Source organism: Enterococcus sp. AZ141, from assembly GCF_051714385.1.
GTDB lineage: Bacteria > Bacillota > Bacilli > Lactobacillales > Enterococcaceae > Enterococcus_D > Enterococcus_D entomosocium.
Map to the genome: position 1 here is coordinate 2,071,819 of NZ_JBIORT010000001.1, position 19,306 is coordinate 2,091,124.

The window sequence follows — 19,306 nt, forward strand, 5'->3', positions numbered from 1 at the left end:
GGAACAACAGATGAAAAAACGATCCTTAAAAATCAGTTTGACCAACCAAATCATGATTGCAACGGTATTGGGGATTTTTTGGGGCGTTTCCTTTCCCGGTTTAGGTGATCAAATGCAGCTAGTCGGGGACTTCTTCTTGCGACTGATTCAAATGTCTGTGGTCGTGTTGGTCATGGGCTCGGTGATTGAAGCGGTGGGGGGACTTGATCCAAAAGAATTAGGTGGGATCGGCGGGAAAGTCTTCCTCTGGTTTACCGGTTCGACCCTCGTCGCCGCTATTTTCGGTCTCTTGTTCGCCTTGATCCTCAAGCCCGGCGCAGGCCTTGACCAGTCGCTGCTGCAAAGTACAGAAACTGCATTAAGTACCAGCAGCATAGAAGAAGTCATCTTGAACTTTGTTCCACTGAACATTATTCAAGCCATGGTGGAGCAGAATATGATCCAAGTGATTATTTTTTCGCTCTTCTTTGGCCTTGCCTTGAGCTTAATCAAGCATGAAAAAAAGAATCAGCTGTTTCTAGATATGATCAGTAGTTTTAATCATATTTTGTTAAAAATGGTCAGCATGATCATGAAGTTGGCGCCGATCGGGATTTTCGGCCTTGTTGCTTCCTTGGTAGAAGATACCGGCATTCGTGTGTTGGGAATGTTAGCCAGTTTTTTATTGACGTTAGCAGCGGCATCTTTGCTCTTTTTGTTTCTTTGGTTTCTCTTGACGTCGCTCTATTGCAAAGTTTCCTTGTTTCGTTTGATAAAGAATATGTGGCGTCTATCGGTGATTTCCTTTACGACCACCTCTTCTGCTGTTTCATTGCCGTTTCAAATCGAAGATGGCAAAGAACGATTTGGGATCAGTGATCGAATCAATAAGCTCGTGATGCCTCTAGGCATGACCTTAAATAGCAATGGGCTCTCCTTATTTTTAGCCCTGGCAATCGTAACCGTTGCTCAGGCGTACCAGATCCAATTGAGCTGGGGGGATCTTTTGCAAGTGGTCTTGTTGTCCTCGTTGGCATGCTTGGGAACGATCGTCGTTCCAGGCGGCGGATTAGTCACACTGGCTACGGTTTTACCTATGTTAGGACTGCCTAATGAAAGCATCGCCTTACTGGCAGGGATCGATTGGTTTTCTGGGATGTTTCGGACCCTCTTGAATGTTGACCCTGACGTCACGGTGGCGTTGATCGTTGCTCATGATGAAGGAGAACTGGATCGTGCAATCTTCAATGGTGAAAAAGCCCAGGTCAAATTAGCAGAAAAAATCACCGATGGCGTATAAGACCAATCATTCTTGTGATGAAACTTTACTCTTTTTTGGAAACGTGCTACGATTGATTCGTTGATAGACTAAAGAAGCTTCCTGAAATACCGTAAACGGTAAACAGTAGCGGCTGATTTTCCGCTTGTCATTCAACAGACAACTACGACAAAAAGAGGAGGAAAAAACATGACAGCATCGATGAAATTGTGGATTGACCTTTTGAATAGCTAATTTAAATCTATTTCAAAAGTCTAGGCAATCGTGATTTCAAGGGATGAGTGTCCTCTTTTTTCCAATTTCTTATTAAAATCAGGGTATAGCGGTAGGCTATGCCCTTTTTTTGTGCTTGCGTTTTCCTAGACGGGAAGGACAGACTGATGGAACAATTAAGTGTAAAAATAAACAATCTAATCAAAAATTATGGGGCCAAAGAAGTACTGAACATTGAAGAACTGAGTGCCTATCAAACGGATCGTATCGGGATCGTGGGCGCAAACGGGCAAGGCAAGTCTACCTTGCTGAAGTTGATTGCGGGAGTGGTCGATCCTGATTCAGGAACGATCCAAAAAGAAAATTCGTTTCACTATTTCCCGCAAATCGCTGAGGTGACTGAAAAGACGGAGGCCCTTGACTGGGCGCTGTTCGGTCGTTTTTCGATCCCAACAAATGAATTGGCGACACTAAGCGGCGGGGAGGAGACCAAATACCGGTTGGCACAAACGTTATCTTCCTATCAGTTAGGACTTTTGCTCGATGAGCCAACGACCCACTTGGACCAGCAAGGAATTCAAGTCTTGATTGATGAACTGCAGTATTATTATGGCACCCTGATCGTGGTCAGTCATGATCGGTATCTATTGAATCAGCTGGCAACGAAAATCTGGGAAGTCGATCAAGGCAAAGTCACCGAGTATTCTGGCAATTATGACAGTTACCGACAGCAAAAAGAGCAAGCGGCACAGCGTGTTGCCTGGGAGGCTGCGCAGTATCAGCAACAAAAACAGCAGTTGACCCAAGCGATCCAAAAGAAAAAAGAACAAGCGATCAAGAGCAGTCGCATTTCTGAAAAAAAGCGGCAGCAGAACATCCGACCAGACCGTTTGTCGTCATCAAAACAAAAAGACACGGTGCAAAAGTCATTGCAAAAAACAGTCAAAGCCATGGAAAGCCGCTTGGATCAGTTGGAAGAAGTGAAGGGTGTTGCCCGGCAGCAGGTGATTCGTTTTCCGGTAGTCCCTGCAGTGGAGCTGCATAATAAACGACCGATTCGTGGGGAGCAAGTAACCATTCAAAGAGGGGCGAAACGTTTGCTAGACAGCAGCAGTTTCCAGTTTGCTGCCGGGAAGAAAATCGCTATCGTGGGTCCGAACGGTTCGGGAAAGTCGACTTTACTAAAAGAAATCATCGCAGGCGGAGAGGGAATCTATGTATCACCGAAAATCGTCTTTGCGGTCTACGAGCAAATGGGCTATCGAAAAAACAGAACCACACCGCTTTTGACGGAATTGATGGCTCAAACAGACTATCAGGAACCACTGGTCCGCAGTATTTTACACAATCTGGGATTTAGCCAGATTGACGTGATGAAGCCAGTCAATGTGCTAAGCGGCGGGGAAGCGACACGGGTCGAGCTCGCACGCATCTTTACTCAATCTGCCAATGTCTTGATACTTGATGAACCGACGAACTTTATTGATCTGCCGACAATCACCGTCTTGGAACAATTGATTCGCAGCTATCGAGGCATCGTTTTGTTCACATCTCACGATCAAGCGTTTATCGATGCCGTCGCGGATGACGTGTATCTAATCGATCATGGGAAATTAACATTGGTTTCTAGTAACTAGCAGCATAGTCGCTTTTATACCTGTATAGAGAAAAACAGCGCGGGAAAGGAAGCGACCGCCCAACGTTCGATCAACAATCGGCCGTTGAGCGGTCACTACAAAACCCGCGCTGTTTTTTTCGCAATCATCGGTATCGCCTAGCTGTTGCTACATCGCTTAATAAATCTTTTTCGTAAAGTATTTTAAGATCAGGGGAGAGATCAAGGTACTCAACAAGACAACGATCACCAAAGGGGAATACAATGCGGACGAAATCAATTGGTTTTGTTGACCAATCTGTAAAATGATCAATGCCATTTCACCTCGGGAAATCATTCCAGCTCCCACCATCCAAGCACTGTTGTTTGAGAATTTCGCGATTTTCGCCCCGACATAGCCGCCGACCAATTTGGTCATGATCGCGACCACGGTAAAGGCAAGAATAAAGAATAATTGCTCATTTAAGCGGGAAAAATCAACTTCTAAGCCAACGCTGACAAAGAACACCGGAATGAAGACGGCGTAACCTAATGCTTCGACACTGTGTTCCACTTCCTCACGAACCTTCGTTTGACTGACAGCGATCCCTGCGAAGAAGGCACCAATGACCGAGCTTAACCCAACGAGGTCAGCAAGATACGCCATTCCTAAGCAGATGATCAGTGACATGATGATCACCGCGGAATTTGCAAATAGCTTTTCTGCAAGTGCCAATAAGAACGGAGCAATCCATTTCACTAATAGAAAAATCAACACAAAATAAATCAACTCTACCAATAAGGTGACCGGCAGTGGTGTTGCTTGGCTGCTTTCGCCTCCTAAAAAGGAAAGGCTAAGACTCAAAACCAACACGACCAAAATATCATCCACGACGGAAGCACCAAGAATCGTCGACCCTTCTTTCGTATTCACCACATTCAACTCTTTCAATACTTCGACAGAAATACTAACTGAGGTGGCAGCTAATACGATCCCGAAAAAGAACGCTTCTGTGGGACTGCTTTGAAAACCGACCCCCGTGGCATACCCGAAGAGCATAGGGAACACGATCCCAAAAAGGGCAACGAGCATCCCTGGACGAAAATAGCGTTTTAATAAAGAAATATCACTTTCCAATCCCGCTAAAAACATCAGCAAAATAACACCAATTTCTGAAAAATCATGAACCAGAATATCTGGATGGACCCAATTGAGTCCTGCGCCTCCTAATAAAACCCCCGCTAACAACTGCCCGATAACAGCAGGAACGCCCATCCGTCTCGCCAGATGCGAGAAGAGGGTCGTCGTGATTAGGATCAAACACAAAATCCCGACAAAATGCATAAAACCTCATCCTTCTTTCCTATAACATACTCCCCTTTAGTATAGCATTCTCTCTTGAATTGAGCCTGTATCAAGCCTTTTTTTATTAAAAGAGTTTCATTAAACCACACGTTTTTTGAGATAAGGAGGAAGCGAAGGCAATCAGAGTTTTTCTGTGCACTCGTCGAAATAAAAAAACATTATTTTCACTTTACTTGTATCAAATTATTGTTTGAGCCAACGGGCGAGCTGCTGAAACACCATTTGGACTTGCGGCTCCTCGACGTTTTTCAAAAAGTCGTGGGGCAAATCATAGACAGGGACAAATTTGCTTTTAGGCACTTTCTTCAAGCCTTTGCTGTAACGAAAAGGAACTTCCTCATCGGTACTGCTGGCACTGCTGAAAATTGGAGGAAATTGAGCAAGCAGCTCAGGATCAATGGCATAGTCAGAAAGAGCTTCAGCTGTTAGACCATAGATCGTGGTGAGTTCTTGCTGTTGAACCCAATAAACATAAGGCAAATAGCGCTGAAACTGCGGATCATCCCAAACGATCTCGGTTTGATTCAAAGAAGGGACTTGCTCTTTGCTTAAGAGCGGCTGCTGCAAGACTCGTTTGTTTTCAATAAAAGAAAGATCGGTATACCCATAAAAATTGACCAGTTTTTCAGGCAATCTCTGTTGTTCCTTCAGTAATTGCTGAGTCAGCGCCAGCATCAAATAACCGCCAGCTGAGCGTCCGCAGAAACAAAACGGGTTATCTTTAAGCACAGTTGCTTGCAATTCTTGAAAATTTTGCCAGTTCAGCGCCAAAATCTCCGCTAACGAGGAATTGGGCGCCAGTAAATAATCGACTGTGAGGACGCTGTATTGCTGCGCTTGAAATAGTGCGATCAGTGATGCGGGAATGTCTTGACGGGTTCCATAAACAAAACCGCCGCCGTGAAAGTAAATCAGGTATTTCTCCGAAGCAGGATAAAGGGACACCGAAGCACCGGTGGTCAATTGCCATTCTTTTTTCATTTTGCTTGACTCCTTTTCTGAAGCTCTAATAAATAGGTGCCGATCTCGTAATTGACTAATTGGATCGGACTTGTCAGATCGATCTCTAGTAGCTGTTCGATTTTGCTTAGCCGATAACGAATCGTTTTGGCATGAAGAAACAAGGTCTCAGCCGTATTTTTGTAATTGCGATTCGTGATAAAAAAGGTATACAGCGTTTTGAACAGCTCTTCATTTTCTTCCGAGAGTTGATACAGCTTCGGGGGAATGCTTTGCTGCAGCTTTTCCAGTTGGTTCTCCTTGATAAAGGAACTAAAGATACCTAAGTCGCTATAGGCAATGATCGGCGCCAAATAAAACTGCCGATTGAAGCGGATCGCATCCAAACACTCTGGCAGGATCTCTTTGATCTGTTCCTTGCGCAAGACTTCGCTGACCACCAAGCAGCCATGTTCATCGGCTAACAGGGCATCATCAAAATGTGTCTGCAGCATCTGTTTCGTCACCTGATGGGCGATCGATTGGAAATTATAGAGGATCACCAAATAATTGTGGTGTTCAAAAAAGACGTGGGGTGTTTTCAACGCCCGTAGCTTGTGCAAAACGACGGACTTACGCTCCTTATCTTTAAAGCTGTTGGAAGCAAAGGCAATGCCTTGGTAGAAATCGTAGCGATCCAGTTGCGCTTCTTCTAACAAAAGATCCAGCTCAGCCAAATTACTAGGAGTGTTTTGTAAGATCGCATCGGCAAGATTGTTCATGCGATTGTAGCGCTCTTTCTTCAACAAATACGCCATTTGGAGGCGTTCATAAATGACGTCGATCACATTTTCAATGATCATGACTTTTGCCTCAGGGATCTGCGAATCTTTCTGATAAACGATCAAGGTACACAGATCATTGTAAGGATTGATGATCTCTACTTTGATGGCAGTCACATATTGATTGTTCTCATGAGAAAATAATTCCAAATATTCGTAGTGGTTCTTGGTAAACTCGATGGTTTTCATGGGTTCTTGTTTGGTCACCACGAAATTCTTAAAGGATTGACCGACGGACACATGCACATCTAAATGGGGGATGCGCAACGAACAAGGCTTTTCGATCAATTGATAGAACTCCTGCATGATCTGATCGAAAGAAGAGTGGTTGCGCTCAACTTTCATGAAGCGCTGGCGAACTTCGTAATAGGTACGCAGCAGCTGGGTTTGGTGATTCAGCAATGGTTCGTAAACCGCTAGCATGATGGCTTCATAGCTGACTTCTTGCTGCACTTTGATCAAAGGGATCTGATAAGCAAAGCTAAGTTCGATCACCCAATCTGGGATCATAGGGATCAAGCGATCCACTTTGATAACTAAACCGCTGACACCGATTTGCTGCATTTTTTCAAAAAAAACACGCAGTTCCTCAGGGGATTGGTCTTTGAAGGCATAAAAAGAAGTCAAAATCAATTGATGGGCTTTGCTCCATTTCTCGATGTCCATCGCTTCCAGCACCATGACGGAACCGACGGAATTTGTTAAACCAATGGAGCCAGTCAGGACTTTACTTTTTTCAAAAAGCGGCAGTTCAACCAATTCTTTTAATTTCATAAAACGCTCCTTTTTTCTCTTTTGGATAAAAAGTATAGCATTTTTTTAGAACTTTATCCAATGAAAACGCAAACAAGGCTCGTTAGAATGAGAGTATAAGAAAAGGAGGAGAACAAATGCTGCACACAGTAATCTTAAAGAATAACTACCAAGATTCCATTAACTTAATGCTGCTGACGAATACGATCAATGATCTAGGCGATGTCGAAATGAGTCAAATCATGATGGGGACGGATGCAAACAAAGACATATTAAATAACACTGGCTTGCTTTCTGAAGAGGCAGAAGGTGCTTCACCTAACGATATGATGATCGTGGTCGATAGCCAAAACGAACAGATCATGGACCAAGTAATGCCAGCAATCGATTCATTTTTAGCTGATCTTTCAGCAAAAGATCAAGGCAAAGAAACGCCAGCGGCGGCTTCATGGCAAGAAGCCTTGAGCGCAATGCCAGATGCCAATGTTGCATTATTTAGTATTCCTGGGGAATATGGCGCAGCCGAGATGGAAAAAGCGTTAAAAAATGACTTGCATGTTTTCTCGTTTACGGACAATGTTGCTATCGAAGATGAAGTGCGTTTGAAAAAGCTGGCTCATGAAAAAGGTTTATTGATGATGGGGCCTGACTGTGGGACCGGTATTATTTCCAGCATTCCGATTGCCTTCACGAATGTCGTGGCACCAGGAAACATCGGCGTCGTTGGTGCCTCTGGTACGGGGATTCAAGAAGTGACGACGATCATTGACCGATTAGGCGGTGGTGTCGTACATGCCATTGGGACCGGCGGACGTGACTTAAGCGACAAAGTTGGGGCGATCACTGTCAAAGATGCCATCGTTGCTTTAGAAAATCATGAACCGACAGATGTGATTTGCGTGATCTCGAAACCACCTGCAAAAGAAGTGCGGGATGAAGTCGTTCAATTGCTGCAAAGTATCAGCAAACCTGTAGTAGCGATTTTCTTAGGAGAAAAACCAGAAGCCCATGAAGGAAAAGTCTATTTGGCACATACTCTGGAAGAAACAGCGCGCATTGCTGTTGATCTTGCCAATGAAGAACCAGTCAAGGCGAACTATTTTGAACGCGGGGCAACCCCAGATGTGCCAAAACTCGCTGAAGACAAAGTGGTCAAAGGTCTTTATTCTGGCGGTACATTAGCTGCCGAAGCAGGAATGCTGATCTCCGAAGCCTTGAATCTAGAAGGCCTTGTAAAACAAGAAGGCTATATCTTGCATTCCCACGGCTATGATGTGATCGACCTTGGTGATGATATCTATACCCAAGGCAAACCGCACCCAATGATCGATCCTGAAGTGCGCATCAAAAAAATCGAAGACTATGCGCAAGATGAGCAAACCGGGGTCATTTTATTTGATGTGGTGTTAGGTTACGGCGCACATGCAGATATGGTAGGTGCACTGTTACCAGCCATCGAAGCTGCACAGCAAACAGCCCAAGCAGCTGATCGCGCGCTATACTTTGTTGCTACCGTCTGCGGAACTGAAAAAGATCCGCAAAACTATCAAGAAGCAGTCAACCGTTTGAAAGCAGCTGGCGTCTATGTGGCACCAAGCAATGCTCAAGCAGTGCAATTAGCCCTCGCCTTAAAAGGGGCGACTCTTTCTGAAGCAGACAAAACAGTCAATGACTATACTGGTAGCAAAGTTGAGGTGCCGACAGTTAGCGAGAAAGTAATGGAGCTGTTGACCACCAAACCACGGATCATCAATGTTGGCTTACAAAGCTTCAATGAATCGATCCTGCAATATGGCGGGAAAACAGAACAATTCAACTGGCGTCCTCGTGCTAACGGCAACAAGAAAATGATCCGTATTTTAGACGCGTTAGAAGAATTTGACGAAAAAATCACAGCTGAAAACCAAGCAGTGACGGATAAAATCAAAAATGCCCAACCATTCTTGATCGATGTCGTTCCAGCTAAATCAGTGATCGCTGAATTAAACGAAAGCCAGAAAACCTTGCTGCATGCAGGACCACCGATCCAATGGTCGGAAATGACGGGACCGATGCAAGGATCTTGTATCGGCGCTGCCTTGTTTGAACGCTGGGCGAAGGATGAAGACGAAGCCCGCCGCCTACTCGAAAGTGGGGAAGTCCGCTTTATGCCATGTCACCATGTCCAGGCAGTCGGTCCAATGGGCGGGATCACTTCAGGGAATATGCCTGTCTTTGTGGTTGAAAACCGCCTTGTCGGCAACAAAGCCTACTGTATTTTGAACGAAGGGATCGGTAAAGTCTTGCGATTCGGTGCTTATTCACAAGAAGTCATCGATCGTTTGGATTGGATCAAAGACGTCTTAGGACCAACCATTGCCAAGGCATTAAAACTAACTGAAGAAGGCATCAATTTGAATGTATTGATTGCCCGGTCGATCACAATGGGGGATGAATTCCATCAACGAAATATTGCAGCATCATTGAACTTCTTGAAAGAGATCGCGCCGTTGATCATCCAAACAGAAATCGATGAAAAGCAAAAATATGAAGTGATCAAGTTCTTAGCAGATACCGATCAGTTCTTCTTGAATATCATGATGGCAACCGGCAAAGCCATCGTTGACGGTGCCCGTGTCGATGCCAAAGGAACGATCGTGACCACCATGACGAGAAACGGCGTCAATTTTGGGGTTCGTGTCGCCCAAACAGAAGACCAATGGCATACTGCACCAGTCAATACGCCGAAAGGTTTGTACTTTACTGGGTTTACCGAAGCAGATGGCAATCCTGATATTGGGGACAGTGCCATTACTGAAACCGTCGGTGTCGGAGCAATGGCGATGGTAGCCGCACCAGGTGTAACACGCTTTGTCGGCGCTGGTGGCTTTGAAGATGCGCTAGAAACTTCCAATGAAATGGCAAAAATCTGTTTCGGTCATAATCCGACCTTCTCGATCCCAACATGGGACTTCCAGGGGACTTGTTTGGGGATCGACATCCGGAAAGTCGTTGAAACAGGCATCACCCCAATCATCAATACTGGGATCGCCCATAAAGAAGCAGGTGTCGGTCAAGTCGGTGCAGGGACGGTGCGTGCACCGTTAGGCTGTTTTGAAAATGCCTTGACGGCTTATGCGAAGGATCTGGGGATCGATGTTGACTGAGAAAATCAAAATCAGTGATTATCTAGACCCATTGCAACGATTCGGTCGTACCGGTCGGGTGCATAGCGTGTTTGATCGTTCATTCAATGTGATGATCGGGCAGCAGCTGGTCAATATCAACAACTATCGCAACTATTTGACTGGCTTCGGAGTCTTTTTACCAGATGCATTGTTTGAGCAAGTCCTGCCTTTGATCGAGGTCGGCAATCGCGTGCAAGTCCGAGAGCATGGTCTGACCTTTTACAGCACAAAAGGAACATTTTCTCTTTCATTAGAGGAAAAAGAATTGGTTTCGCTGCAGGTGAAGGAGCTATCCTTCACCTCTGCGGAATTGCAGCTTTTGAAAGAAATCCTGCTTCAACAAAAACTAGAAACCAAGATTGGGTTGCCCGAAGATGAGAAAACCCAAGCAGTGTTTGCGGCATTGCGGCAGCCTGTCTCAGATTGGGAACCAATCATTGCTCACCTGATTGGCCGCGGCAAAGGATTGACACCTAGCGGCGATGATCTTTTAGTTGCCTATCAAGCGATGCTCTATGCCTTGCAGCAGCCGGAAGCTGACGCGTTAGCGCAAGCATTGGCAAAACCGCTGTCTACGACGGATGTCAGCCTTGCTTATATTCAAAGTGCCAGTCAAGGGTATGTCAATTCTCTGATGCTGCAATTATTCAAAGACTTAAAAAAGCAAAACCCACAAGTGATTGAAAAAGATGTGCAGCAGTTGATGTCCGTTGGTCATTCGTCAGGCAAAGATCTTAGTTTTGGGTTGTTGTTAGCGTTGGAGTCATTGTCACTTGAGGAAAAAGAATAGAAATGGGGAGAAATCATGGAAATCAGTAACCAGAAAGATGCGGTCAAAGTAAGCAATTCTTACTGGAAAAAAGTCGTTGCTATTTTCTTTGTCGGCTGGATTTTAATGTACGCCACACGGACGATCTTCAATCCAATCATGGGTGTGATCGGAGAAGAATTCAATTTAAGCAACACACAACTAGGACTTGCCAATAGTATTTTCTTTTTGACATATGCCGTTGCGCAAATTCCTTTTGGCATCATCGGCGACAAAATCGGTCGCAAATTGGTGATCGCCCTAGGTTTTGTTTTATTGGCGGTGACTACTTACTTCAGTGGGCTAGCCACAAGCTTCGTTTTGTTCTTAGTGATTCGTGCCATTGCAGGGATTGGTCAAGGTGCCTATTACGGTCCGCAATACGCATTGTCTACCGAAGCGATTCCCGACAACAAACGGACCGTCGGAAATGCCATTATCAACAGTGGGATGGCGTTTGGAACGTCTGGCGGGTACTTGCTTTCTAGTAAATTGGTCTTGGATAACGGGGGCCATTGGAGCCAACCCTTCTTCCTAATGGCGTTTCCGACCTTGATTGTCGGTGTCTTGTTCTATTTTGTTTTGAAAGAAAAAGTGATTCGTCCAGAAGATGAAGGACAAGAAATAAAAGAAGAGGGGCCAAAAGAAAAGATTTCCTTGAAGCAGATTTTTTCAAACCGCAATCTCGTGGCAGCCTTTGTTCTATGCTTTACCAGCATTTATGCAAACTTTGTGATTATAACTTGGCTGCCGCAATTCTTGATTGCCGAGCGTGGCTTTGAAGGGGCGAGTGTCGGCTTTATTGCTTCCTTAGTCCCATGGGCATCGATTCCAGGTGCGTTGATTTTTGCTCGATTGAATGATAAAACTGGCGCGACGAAAAAATTAGTCTATTTATTGGTCCCATTGGCGACCCTTTCCGTATTTGCCATTGCCTTTGTAACGGATCGTACCTTATTGATCACTGTTTTGATTTTGTATGGATTGACTGGCAAGCTGGCGCTTGATCCAATCGTCGTGACCTTTGTGACGAAAAACGCACCAAAAGGCGCCTTAGGAACGACCTTGAGTGCCTATAACTTTATCGGGATGTCGGGGTCGATCTTAGCACCTTATGTTACTGGCTTTTTAGCCGATTCTTTAGGATCGATGCAGGTTGGGTTTTACCTGTCTTGTCTATTACTGCTGATCGGATTAGGTGTTTTTGCCGTATTAGCAAAGGAAAATCAGAAGGAGAGCATAAAATGAGTTTGAATGTGATCGCGTTAGGCGGCAATGCTATTTTAGATAAAGACCCCAGTGATGAAGGACAAAAAGCAGTTGTTGCGCAAGCAGCACGTTATATTGCCGATTTTGTCGAAAAAGGGGAAAAAGTCATTGTTTGTCACGGCAATGGACCACAAGTCGGCAACTTACTGTTGCAGCAAAAAGCAGGGGAAAGTGAAAAAAATCCCCAATTGAAATTAGACAGCTGCGTGGCAATGACCCAAGGAAGTATCGGTTATTGGCTGCAAAATGCCTTGATCAATGAGTTTGCCACACGACAAGCACATCCATCGGTGATCTCATTAGTCACCCAAGTTCGTGTCGATCCAGCAGATCCATCCTTTGAGAAACCTTCCAAACCAGTCGGACCTTTTTATAGTGAAGAGGAAGCCAATGCTGCGATGGCAGCCAATGGCGGGGTATATCAAGAAGATGCTGGGCGTGGTTACCGGAAAGTGGTTCCATCCCCGAAACCGCAAGAAATCGTTGAAAAAGAAGCCATCAAAACATTGGTCGATGCAGGTGTGATCACGATTTGTGCCGGTGGCGGTGGCGTACCTGTCGTTCGCAACGATAATGGGTTTACTGGCGTGGAAGCCGTCAACGACAAAGACTTTACCGCCAGTGTCTTAGCAAAAGATGTGCAGGCCGATCGCCTGATTATTTTGACCGGTGTCGACAATATCTACATCAATTACAACCAGCCGAATCAGCAAGCCTTAGGAGAAATCAGTGTGGCACAAGCCAAGGGCTACATCGAGGAAGGCCATTTTGCAGCGGGCAGTATGTTGCCAAAAATAGAAGCTGCGATTGATTTTGTTGAAGAAGATGCAGCCAGAACCGCGATTATTACCTCAATCGAAAAGTTAGCTGAACTGGATCAGCATACAGGAACCATACTTCGAAAATAAAGAGGGGATCAAAGTGAAAGCAAAAAAACTACCGATGGTGACGCAGATCGTTATTGCCGTTCTTCTAGGGATTCTTTGCGGTTTGTTCTTTGGGCAAGCCGCTTCATTCCTAAAAATCTTGGGCGATCTTTTCTTGCGTCTGATGCAAATGGCGATCCCGTTATTGATCGTTGGACAAATCATTCAAGCAGTTGGGGGGATTGCCCCGAAAGAACTCACTCGTTTGGGTGGAAAAACGATCGCTGTCTTTGGGATTTCCTCCTTATTCGCTGCTGCATGGGGCGTGCTGATGGCGCTCTTCTTTGCTCCAGGCAAAGGGATCGACTTTTCACAAGCTGCCGGCGAACCTCTGCAAGCACAAGAAATTTCTATATCAGAGACAGTGATCAACTTTATTCCCACGAATATTTTCGATGCGTTGAGTAAAGGGTCAATTATTCAAATCATCGTTTTTGGGTTGTTCTTTGGTGTTGCCCTCAATCGCTTTATGCAAAAGAAACCTGAGTCAGCTCTTTATGGGCTGATCGTGGATCTGAATGAGGCCGTCATTGCCATCATTCGTTACGTGATGATCGTGGCACCAATCGGTATTTTTGCTTTGATCGCTTCAACGATCAGCTCCCTGGGCTTGCAGATCATTTTGCCATTAGGCAGCTATTTGCTTGTCTACGGTCTAGCCACCGTCACGTTCCTTGGGCTGTGGCTAGTCTTGTTGACCGTGTATTGTCGGATCAATCCGTTACGATTGATCAAAAATATGAAAAATATGTCGGTCATGGCATTGGCGACAACCTCCTCTGCCATCACGCTGCCGATCGCTATGGAAGAATCCCAGAATAAATTAGGACTCAGTAGCCGCATCACCAATTTGGTATTGCCGTTAGGGATGTCTTTGAACAGCAATGGATCAGCGATGCATATGGCGATTACCGTCATGACAATCGCCCAAATGTATCAAATCAACTTTGACGGGATCCAAATGGTGACGGTAGCTGTAACTGCGACTTTCGTTTCTTTAGCCAATGCAGTTGTTCCCGGAGCGGGGTTAGTTTCCTTGGCAATCATCGTTCCCCAGCTTGGTTTACCAATCGAAAGCATTGCGCTATTTGCTGGTGTCGAATGGTTTGTTGGCATGCTGCGGACAATTTTGAACGTGAACTCAGACGTCTATTCAGCGCTGCTGATCGCTAAGTCAGCCGATGAACTGGATTATCGCGTGTTTAATCAATAAGAGAAGCCGTTGCCAAGCGTGCTTCTCTTTTTCTAAGGAGGAGAAAAGATGGAAGAAATGAGCAGACGTTCTCTGCTGGAATTAGAAGCATTGATGAAAAAGAAACTATTGGCTGCTGGTTTGCCAGAAGCCGCTGCCAGTGAAACAGCGGCGCATTTGACCTTTGCGGATGCTTGCGGGATCCATTCTCATGGTGCCGTGCGGATGGACTACTATGCCGAGCGTTTAGTAAAAGGTGGCATCACGCTGGAACCAAACATGTCTTTTGAAAAAACAGGCGCCGCTACCGGAATTTTCCACGGAGATAACGGCATGGGGCATTATATGTGCAATGAAGCGATGGCGATCGCCATTCATCTGGCAAAAGAAGCCGGGATCGCTGCAGTAGGAATCGAGCAGACCAGCCATAGCGGGACGATGGCGTATTACGTCAAACAGGCTGCTGAAGCCGACTTAGTAGCGATCGCCATGTGTCAATCGGATCCGATGGCGGTGCCTTTTGGTGGAACCGAAAACTATTTTGGCACCAATCCAATCGCGTTTGCTGCACCACGAGCCAATCATCCACCGGTGGTTTTTGATATGGCGACGACGGTTCAAGCGTGGGGCAAAATTTTGGATGCTCGCTCGAAGAAGCAGCAGATCCCCGATACTTGGGCAGTAGACGAGCATGGCTTGCCTACCACCGATCCCTATGCTGTCCAAGGATTATTGCCAATCGCTGGTGCTAAAGGATATGGCTTGATGATGATGGTGGATATTTTAGCTGGCTCGATGCTAGGCTTGGCTTTTGGTAAACAGGTCACCTCCATGTATGCGGACTTGACAGAAAAACGCCGCTTAGGACAATTCCTTCTTGTGATCGATCCATCTCGTTTTACCAACACCGAAACCTTCAAGCAAAGCATCGATCAGATGGTGACTGAGCTGCATGCAATCCCGCCAGTAGAAGGGCAATCACAAGTCTACTATCCTGGAGAGATCAGCCAAATACACTTTGAAAAAGCCCAGCAAGAAGGGGTCATGATCCCCAAAGCGATCATCGACTATCTCGAAAGCGAAACCCTCCATTTTGATCGCTATGGTAGTCAAGATTCCTTTGCTAAATAAAAATCCGCAAAAGGCAGTTGGTTCAGAGGGGGATTGAACCAACTGTTTTTTTGCTGTCTGGAGCAAAGAGAAGTTTTCAGTCAGAAAATCGCACATTATTGGCAGGATCAGACGAATTCTTTGAGTTGGTTCATTTTGTTCAAAGCATTTCTTAAGCCATTCGACCTTTGATTGCTTGTTTTTTGGAATGTGGTAGAATAGGTCGCATAAGTTAAGATCACTCAAGAAATGAGAGAAAAGCGAGGATGCAACGTGGCAATGAATAAAGTGGTTCTTACTGGGAAAATCGCAGAGATGCCTAGTAAAGAAGCGTTTGATGCGGCGGACGATCAGGGCGTACGTTTTGATCTTGTCATTGTGTCTCAATGGCAAAACAGTGAAGAAGTGCACCATGAATGGTTTGCTTGCGTCATTCATGGAAAGCAGGCAGAGACCTTTTTACGGTATACTCAAAAAGGGGCAAGTATCAAAATCAATGGACACTTGCAAGGCTGTCCTTATGAAACACCAGAAGGTCAGAGACTTTGTGCGGCAGAAGTGGTGGTGGATAGCTTCCAAATCTTAGAGTTGGCAGAAGAACCAGCGGCGCCTTTTCCTAAAAAGCGGCCATCGACACTTGATGAAACAACGCAAACAAAGTCGATCCGTAATGAAAAAGATCCCCTAAAAACACAGATGCTGGAGTTTTTAAAAGACAATCGATTATTTTAATGACGAAACATGCGGAAAGCAACGGCTTCTCGCATGTTTTTTTACGTAGAGAAAGTATTGGTAAAATTCAACTATATCTGACTAGCGGTGTTCTTTATTGCTTATCAAAGAGGGGGTTAAATAGGATGGTGATTGTAATAAATGATCGCGAAAGTGAAAATAGTGTTTCACAAAAAGTGCGGATTGGTTTAGAATAGTTGAAACATATCTTGAGAAAAAGTGCGGCGCTTGCCTTGTTCAACTGCTAGATACCGCTTTTTTCTGAAAAAATCGTTAATCAGGGAGGGATGTCGATGGGCAAATCAATTATAGGGATCGCTGCGAATGAAGTGCAAGATGCTGGCGATGTGCTGCATCATTTGCCGATCGCCTACACACCATTAGGGTATGTGCGAGCGATCCAGCAAGCGGGCGGACTGCCATTGCTCGTGCCAATCAGTGAGCCAGCTGCAGCCAAGGACTATGTTTCACAGATCGATAAACTGGTATTAGCTGGTGGACAAGATGTTTCACCCAAGTTTTATGGGCAGGAGACCCATCAGGCAACTGGAAGCGGCTTGTTGGCACGGGATGAGTTTGAACTAGCGCTGATCGATGAAGCGCTGCTGCAAAAGAAACCAATTTTTGCGGTTTGTCGGGGAATGCAGCTGGTCAACGTGGCATTCGGTGGCACGCTGCAGCAAGACATCAGTACCTTCAGTGAGATCATTCATATGCAGGCGCCGATTCCGAAAGAAGTGCCGACCCATGCCATCGTGACGGCTGAAAAAAGCATGTTGGCTCGTGTTTACGGTCAAAAAACAAAGGTTAATTCCTTTCATCATCAAGCGGTGGATCGATTGGCTCGTCCATTGCAAAAGACAGCTTGGAGTCCTGATGGCATCATTGAAGGCATTGAACACGTGGGTCAGCGCTTGTTGGCGGTTCAATGGCATCCTGATTTTGCCTATGATGCGCTTATACAAGAACAAGCGGTTTTCAAGTATGTCGTTGACGTATTGTAAGAAAGAGGATCACGCAAGGAGGAGAAAAATGAAAAAGAAAATGATGGGTATCACTGCTTTCACAGTATTGGTTTTAAGTGCCTGCAGTACCACGAGCCCCACGACGGATTCTGGACAGCAAGAGGAGCAAGGAGCCGTTGCGCAAGAAATTCAAGTGTCAACCGCTGGCGCCTTATCAACCCTTGATAGCGGACAATACACGGATGTCAATAGTTCCGATATGATCGGACAAGTGGCAGAAGGGTTATACCGTCTGGATCAAGAGGGGGATCCTGAGCTTGCGATGTCCGCTGAAGAGCCTACGGTATCAGAAGACGGACTGGTTTATACCTTCACCATTCGTGATGCAAAATGGAGCAATGGCGATCCTGTTACTGCGGATGATTTTGTCTACGCCTTTCAATATGTTGCTAATCCAGAGAATGGTTCTAGTAGCAGTAATCAAATGGATGTGTTGAAAAATGGCAGTCAAGTGCGTCAAGGGGACGCTGAGGTGAGTGAGTTAGGTGCAAAAGCATTGGACCAGCAGACGTTAGAGCTGACATTGGCAAGTCCAATCTCGTATCTGGATCAAATTTTGGTCGGGACACCTTTTATGCCAAAAAACCAAGCGTTTGCTGAAGAAAAAGGTGCCGATTATGGGTTATCAGCGGAAAATTTTGTCGGCAATGGCCCATTCTTGATCGAAGGGTGGAACGGGACCAACGAATCATGGACGTTAACGAAAAATCCTGATTATTGGGATGCTGAGAATGTCCAATTGACCAAGATCGACGTGCAAGTAGTGAAGGAAACGGCGACTGGTGTCAGCCTTTTTGAAACAGGAGAACTGGACTACACCACCTTAACGGATACTTACGCGCAGCAATACCAAAACTCAGCTCAAGCCAACTATGTGCCAAAGGCGCTGGTGGGGTATTTAAGTGCCAACCAAAAACGAGAAGTCACAGGCAATGTCAAGGTACGTCAAGCAATTTTACAAGCCATCGACAAAGAGGCATTTGCCGAAAATATCTTAGGTGATGGGTCCACTGCATTGAACGGCTTTGTGCCAAGCAACTTTGCCAAAGATCCTGAAACAGACCAAGATTTTCGTGAAGAAAATGGCGATTTACTGCCGTACGATTTAACAGCCGCACAAGAGCTTTGGGCACAAGCCAAAGAAGAGTTGGGACAAGAGGAAATCACTTTGGAACTGTTGTCAGCAGATACAGCAGCAGCCAAGAAAACCATCGAGTTTGTCCAAGGGCAGTTAGAAACCAATTTGCCGGGATTAACCATCGATGCCAAGTCGATTCCTTTACAAAACCGTTTGGACTTGCAATCCCAAGGTGAATTTGATCTCGTCTTTGGGACTTGGACACCAGATTACGCGGACCCGATCAACTTCTTAGAATTTTATGATTCAACAGGTGGCTTGAATACGTCTGGGTATGCTAGTGAAAGTTACGATCAAGGGTTAGCAGAAGCACGGACGACTTTAGCAAACGACCCAGCTGCCCGTTGGGACTTATTGAAAGAACTGGAAAAACAATTGATCGTTGAAGATACAGCCGTTTTGCCGTTATATCAAGGGGCGGTGGCGTATTTGAAAACAGATCGTTTGCAAGGGGTGCAAGTGTTTCCTTTTGGACGAACAGTATCCTATCGCCTAGCATCTGTCACAGAATAAACAGGTAGTAAGAAAACAGAGGAACTTTTTTTCAACCAAGTGTGCTGATCAAACAGCGTTTGTTGAAGAGAAGGGCATCTGTTTTTTTATTTTAGCCAAAATCGTTGCAACTCTTGGGGTAAAACAGGAATTCGTTTTCAAAAAAAGGTTGTTAAAAAGGGCTGTTTTCACATCTGTGTTTTTAGAAAAGTCAATCTTTTTTAAAGAAAATTAATAAAAGTTGTTGCATTCTCAGAAACTTATCTGTAAAGTGTTAGGTGTAGTCAGCAAAATAAAAAGAGAAGGAGGGATTACGATGCAAAAAGTATTTGATAAAAAAACAACCAAATTGAATAAAGTGAATCCCTCATTCGGTAACCATTAGTGTACAGATAATGTCTATAATAACGACGTTTATGCTCTGTCCTTTTTCCGAAGGGACAGAGCTTTTTTGTGTACTTTTTTAGAATGTGAGGGATAAA

14 protein-coding genes are annotated in these 19,306 nt (G+C 45.2%); 11 read left to right on the top strand and 3 right to left on the bottom strand.

Translation table 11 applies throughout. The features are described 5' to 3' along the window. Positions 1-10 precede the first annotated feature (10 nt). Positions 11-1,279 (top strand): dicarboxylate/amino acid:cation symporter, encoded by a 1,269-nt coding sequence (locus tag IGI89_RS09640; RefSeq protein ID WP_008379218.1) that lies wholly within the window; start codon positions 11-13, stop codon positions 1,277-1,279. A 359-nt stretch (positions 1,280-1,638) separates the two neighbouring features. Beyond that, entirely contained in the window at positions 1,639-3,108 is a 1,470-nt protein-coding gene (abc-f, locus tag IGI89_RS09645) for a ribosomal protection-like ABC-F family protein (protein ID WP_438735582.1), read from the top strand. A gap of 156 nt (positions 3,109-3,264) precedes the next feature. Here the strand turns inward: abc-f and IGI89_RS09650 are convergent, their stop codons facing one another. The 3 genes from IGI89_RS09650 to IGI89_RS09660 form a co-directional block, all read right to left on the bottom strand. Next, positions 3,265-4,410 (bottom strand): cation:proton antiporter, encoded by a 1,146-nt coding sequence (locus IGI89_RS09650; RefSeq protein ID WP_438735583.1) that lies wholly within the window; start codon positions 4,408-4,410, stop codon positions 3,265-3,267. Positions 4,411-4,614: 204 nt separating this feature from the next. Beyond that, on the bottom strand, positions 4,615-5,412 hold the full coding sequence (locus IGI89_RS09655; RefSeq protein WP_438735584.1) for an alpha/beta hydrolase: 798 nt from the start codon (positions 5,410-5,412) through the stop codon (positions 4,615-4,617). Beyond that, entirely contained in the window at positions 5,409-6,986 is a 1,578-nt protein-coding gene (locus IGI89_RS09660) for a PucR family transcriptional regulator (RefSeq protein WP_008379210.1), read from the bottom strand. The genes IGI89_RS09655 and IGI89_RS09660 overlap by 4 nt, the downstream gene beginning before the upstream one ends. Positions 6,987-7,102: 116 nt before the next feature. Between IGI89_RS09660 and fdrA the strand changes: the two genes are divergently transcribed. From fdrA to IGI89_RS09705, 9 genes are all read left to right on the top strand, one after another. Next, the gene (fdrA, locus tag IGI89_RS09665) at positions 7,103-10,111 is read left to right on the top strand and encodes an acyl-CoA synthetase FdrA (RefSeq protein ID WP_438735585.1); all 3,009 of its coding nucleotides are present in this window, start codon (positions 7,103-7,105) and stop codon (positions 10,109-10,111) included. Further along, positions 10,101-10,922 carry a DUF2877 domain-containing protein gene (locus IGI89_RS09670; protein WP_061054456.1) on the top strand — a complete coding sequence of 274 codons (822 nt, stop codon included), beginning with the start codon at positions 10,101-10,103 and terminating at the stop codon, positions 10,920-10,922. Before fdrA ends, IGI89_RS09670 begins: the two co-directional genes overlap by 11 nt. 15 nt (positions 10,923-10,937) lie before the next feature. Continuing rightward, positions 10,938-12,188, top strand: a complete 1,251-nt coding sequence (locus tag IGI89_RS09675) for an MFS transporter (protein WP_008379204.1) — start codon at positions 10,938-10,940, stop codon at positions 12,186-12,188. Next, positions 12,185-13,117, top strand: a complete 933-nt coding sequence (gene arcC / locus IGI89_RS09680) for a carbamate kinase (protein WP_008379201.1) — start codon at positions 12,185-12,187, stop codon at positions 13,115-13,117. The genes IGI89_RS09675 and arcC overlap by 4 nt, the downstream gene beginning before the upstream one ends. Positions 13,118-13,130: 13 nt before the next feature. Continuing rightward, positions 13,131-14,348, top strand: coding sequence for a dicarboxylate/amino acid:cation symporter (locus IGI89_RS09685; protein WP_438735586.1), 1,218 nt, complete (start codon positions 13,131-13,133; stop codon positions 14,346-14,348). Positions 14,349-14,396: 48 nt separating this feature from the next. Continuing rightward, a complete protein-coding gene (allD, locus tag IGI89_RS09690; RefSeq protein ID WP_438735587.1) occupies positions 14,397-15,458 on the top strand; it encodes an ureidoglycolate dehydrogenase in 1,062 nt (353 codons plus the stop codon). A 228-nt stretch (positions 15,459-15,686) separates the two neighbouring features. Next, positions 15,687-16,169: a single-stranded DNA-binding protein gene (ssb, locus tag IGI89_RS09695; RefSeq protein WP_016621453.1), complete on the top strand. Its 483-nt coding sequence runs from the start codon at positions 15,687-15,689 to the stop codon at positions 16,167-16,169. Between the two features lie 293 nt (positions 16,170-16,462). Beyond that, positions 16,463-17,173, top strand: coding sequence for a gamma-glutamyl-gamma-aminobutyrate hydrolase family protein (locus tag IGI89_RS09700; protein WP_016621451.1), 711 nt, complete (start codon positions 16,463-16,465; stop codon positions 17,171-17,173). A 28-nt stretch (positions 17,174-17,201) separates the two neighbouring features. Next, on the top strand, positions 17,202-18,845 hold the full coding sequence (locus IGI89_RS09705) for a peptide ABC transporter substrate-binding protein (RefSeq protein ID WP_008379190.1): 1,644 nt from the start codon (positions 17,202-17,204) through the stop codon (positions 18,843-18,845). Positions 18,846-19,306: the final 461 nt, after the last annotated feature.

Excerpts from the sequence above, each read along its gene's own strand:
- IGI89_RS09705 (WP_008379190.1), top strand. The coding sequence starts at position 17,202 with ATGAAAAAGAAAATGATGGGTATCACTGCTTTCACAGTATTGGTTTTA.
- IGI89_RS09700 (WP_016621451.1), top strand. The coding sequence starts at position 16,463 with ATGGGCAAATCAATTATAGGGATCGCTGCGAATGAAGTGCAAGATGCT.
- IGI89_RS09660 (WP_008379210.1), bottom strand. The coding sequence starts at position 6,986 with ATGAAATTAAAAGAATTGGTTGAACTGCCGCTTTTTGAAAAAAGTAAA.
- IGI89_RS09640 (WP_008379218.1), top strand. The coding sequence starts at position 11 with ATGAAAAAACGATCCTTAAAAATCAGTTTGACCAACCAAATCATGATT.
- IGI89_RS09655 (WP_438735584.1), bottom strand. The coding sequence starts at position 5,412 with ATGAAAAAAGAATGGCAATTGACCACCGGTGCTTCGGTGTCCCTTTAT.
- allD (WP_438735587.1), top strand. The coding sequence starts at position 14,397 with ATGGAAGAAATGAGCAGACGTTCTCTGCTGGAATTAGAAGCATTGATG.
- IGI89_RS09675 (WP_008379204.1), top strand. The coding sequence starts at position 10,938 with ATGGAAATCAGTAACCAGAAAGATGCGGTCAAAGTAAGCAATTCTTAC.
- ssb (WP_016621453.1), top strand. The coding sequence starts at position 15,687 with ATGAGAGAAAAGCGAGGATGCAACGTGGCAATGAATAAAGTGGTTCTT.
- IGI89_RS09650 (WP_438735583.1), bottom strand. The coding sequence starts at position 4,410 with ATGCATTTTGTCGGGATTTTGTGTTTGATCCTAATCACGACGACCCTC.
- fdrA (WP_438735585.1), top strand. The coding sequence starts at position 7,103 with ATGCTGCACACAGTAATCTTAAAGAATAACTACCAAGATTCCATTAAC.
- abc-f (WP_438735582.1), top strand. The coding sequence starts at position 1,639 with ATGGAACAATTAAGTGTAAAAATAAACAATCTAATCAAAAATTATGGG.
- IGI89_RS09670 (WP_061054456.1), top strand. The coding sequence starts at position 10,101 with ATGTTGACTGAGAAAATCAAAATCAGTGATTATCTAGACCCATTGCAA.
- arcC (WP_008379201.1), top strand. The coding sequence starts at position 12,185 with ATGAGTTTGAATGTGATCGCGTTAGGCGGCAATGCTATTTTAGATAAA.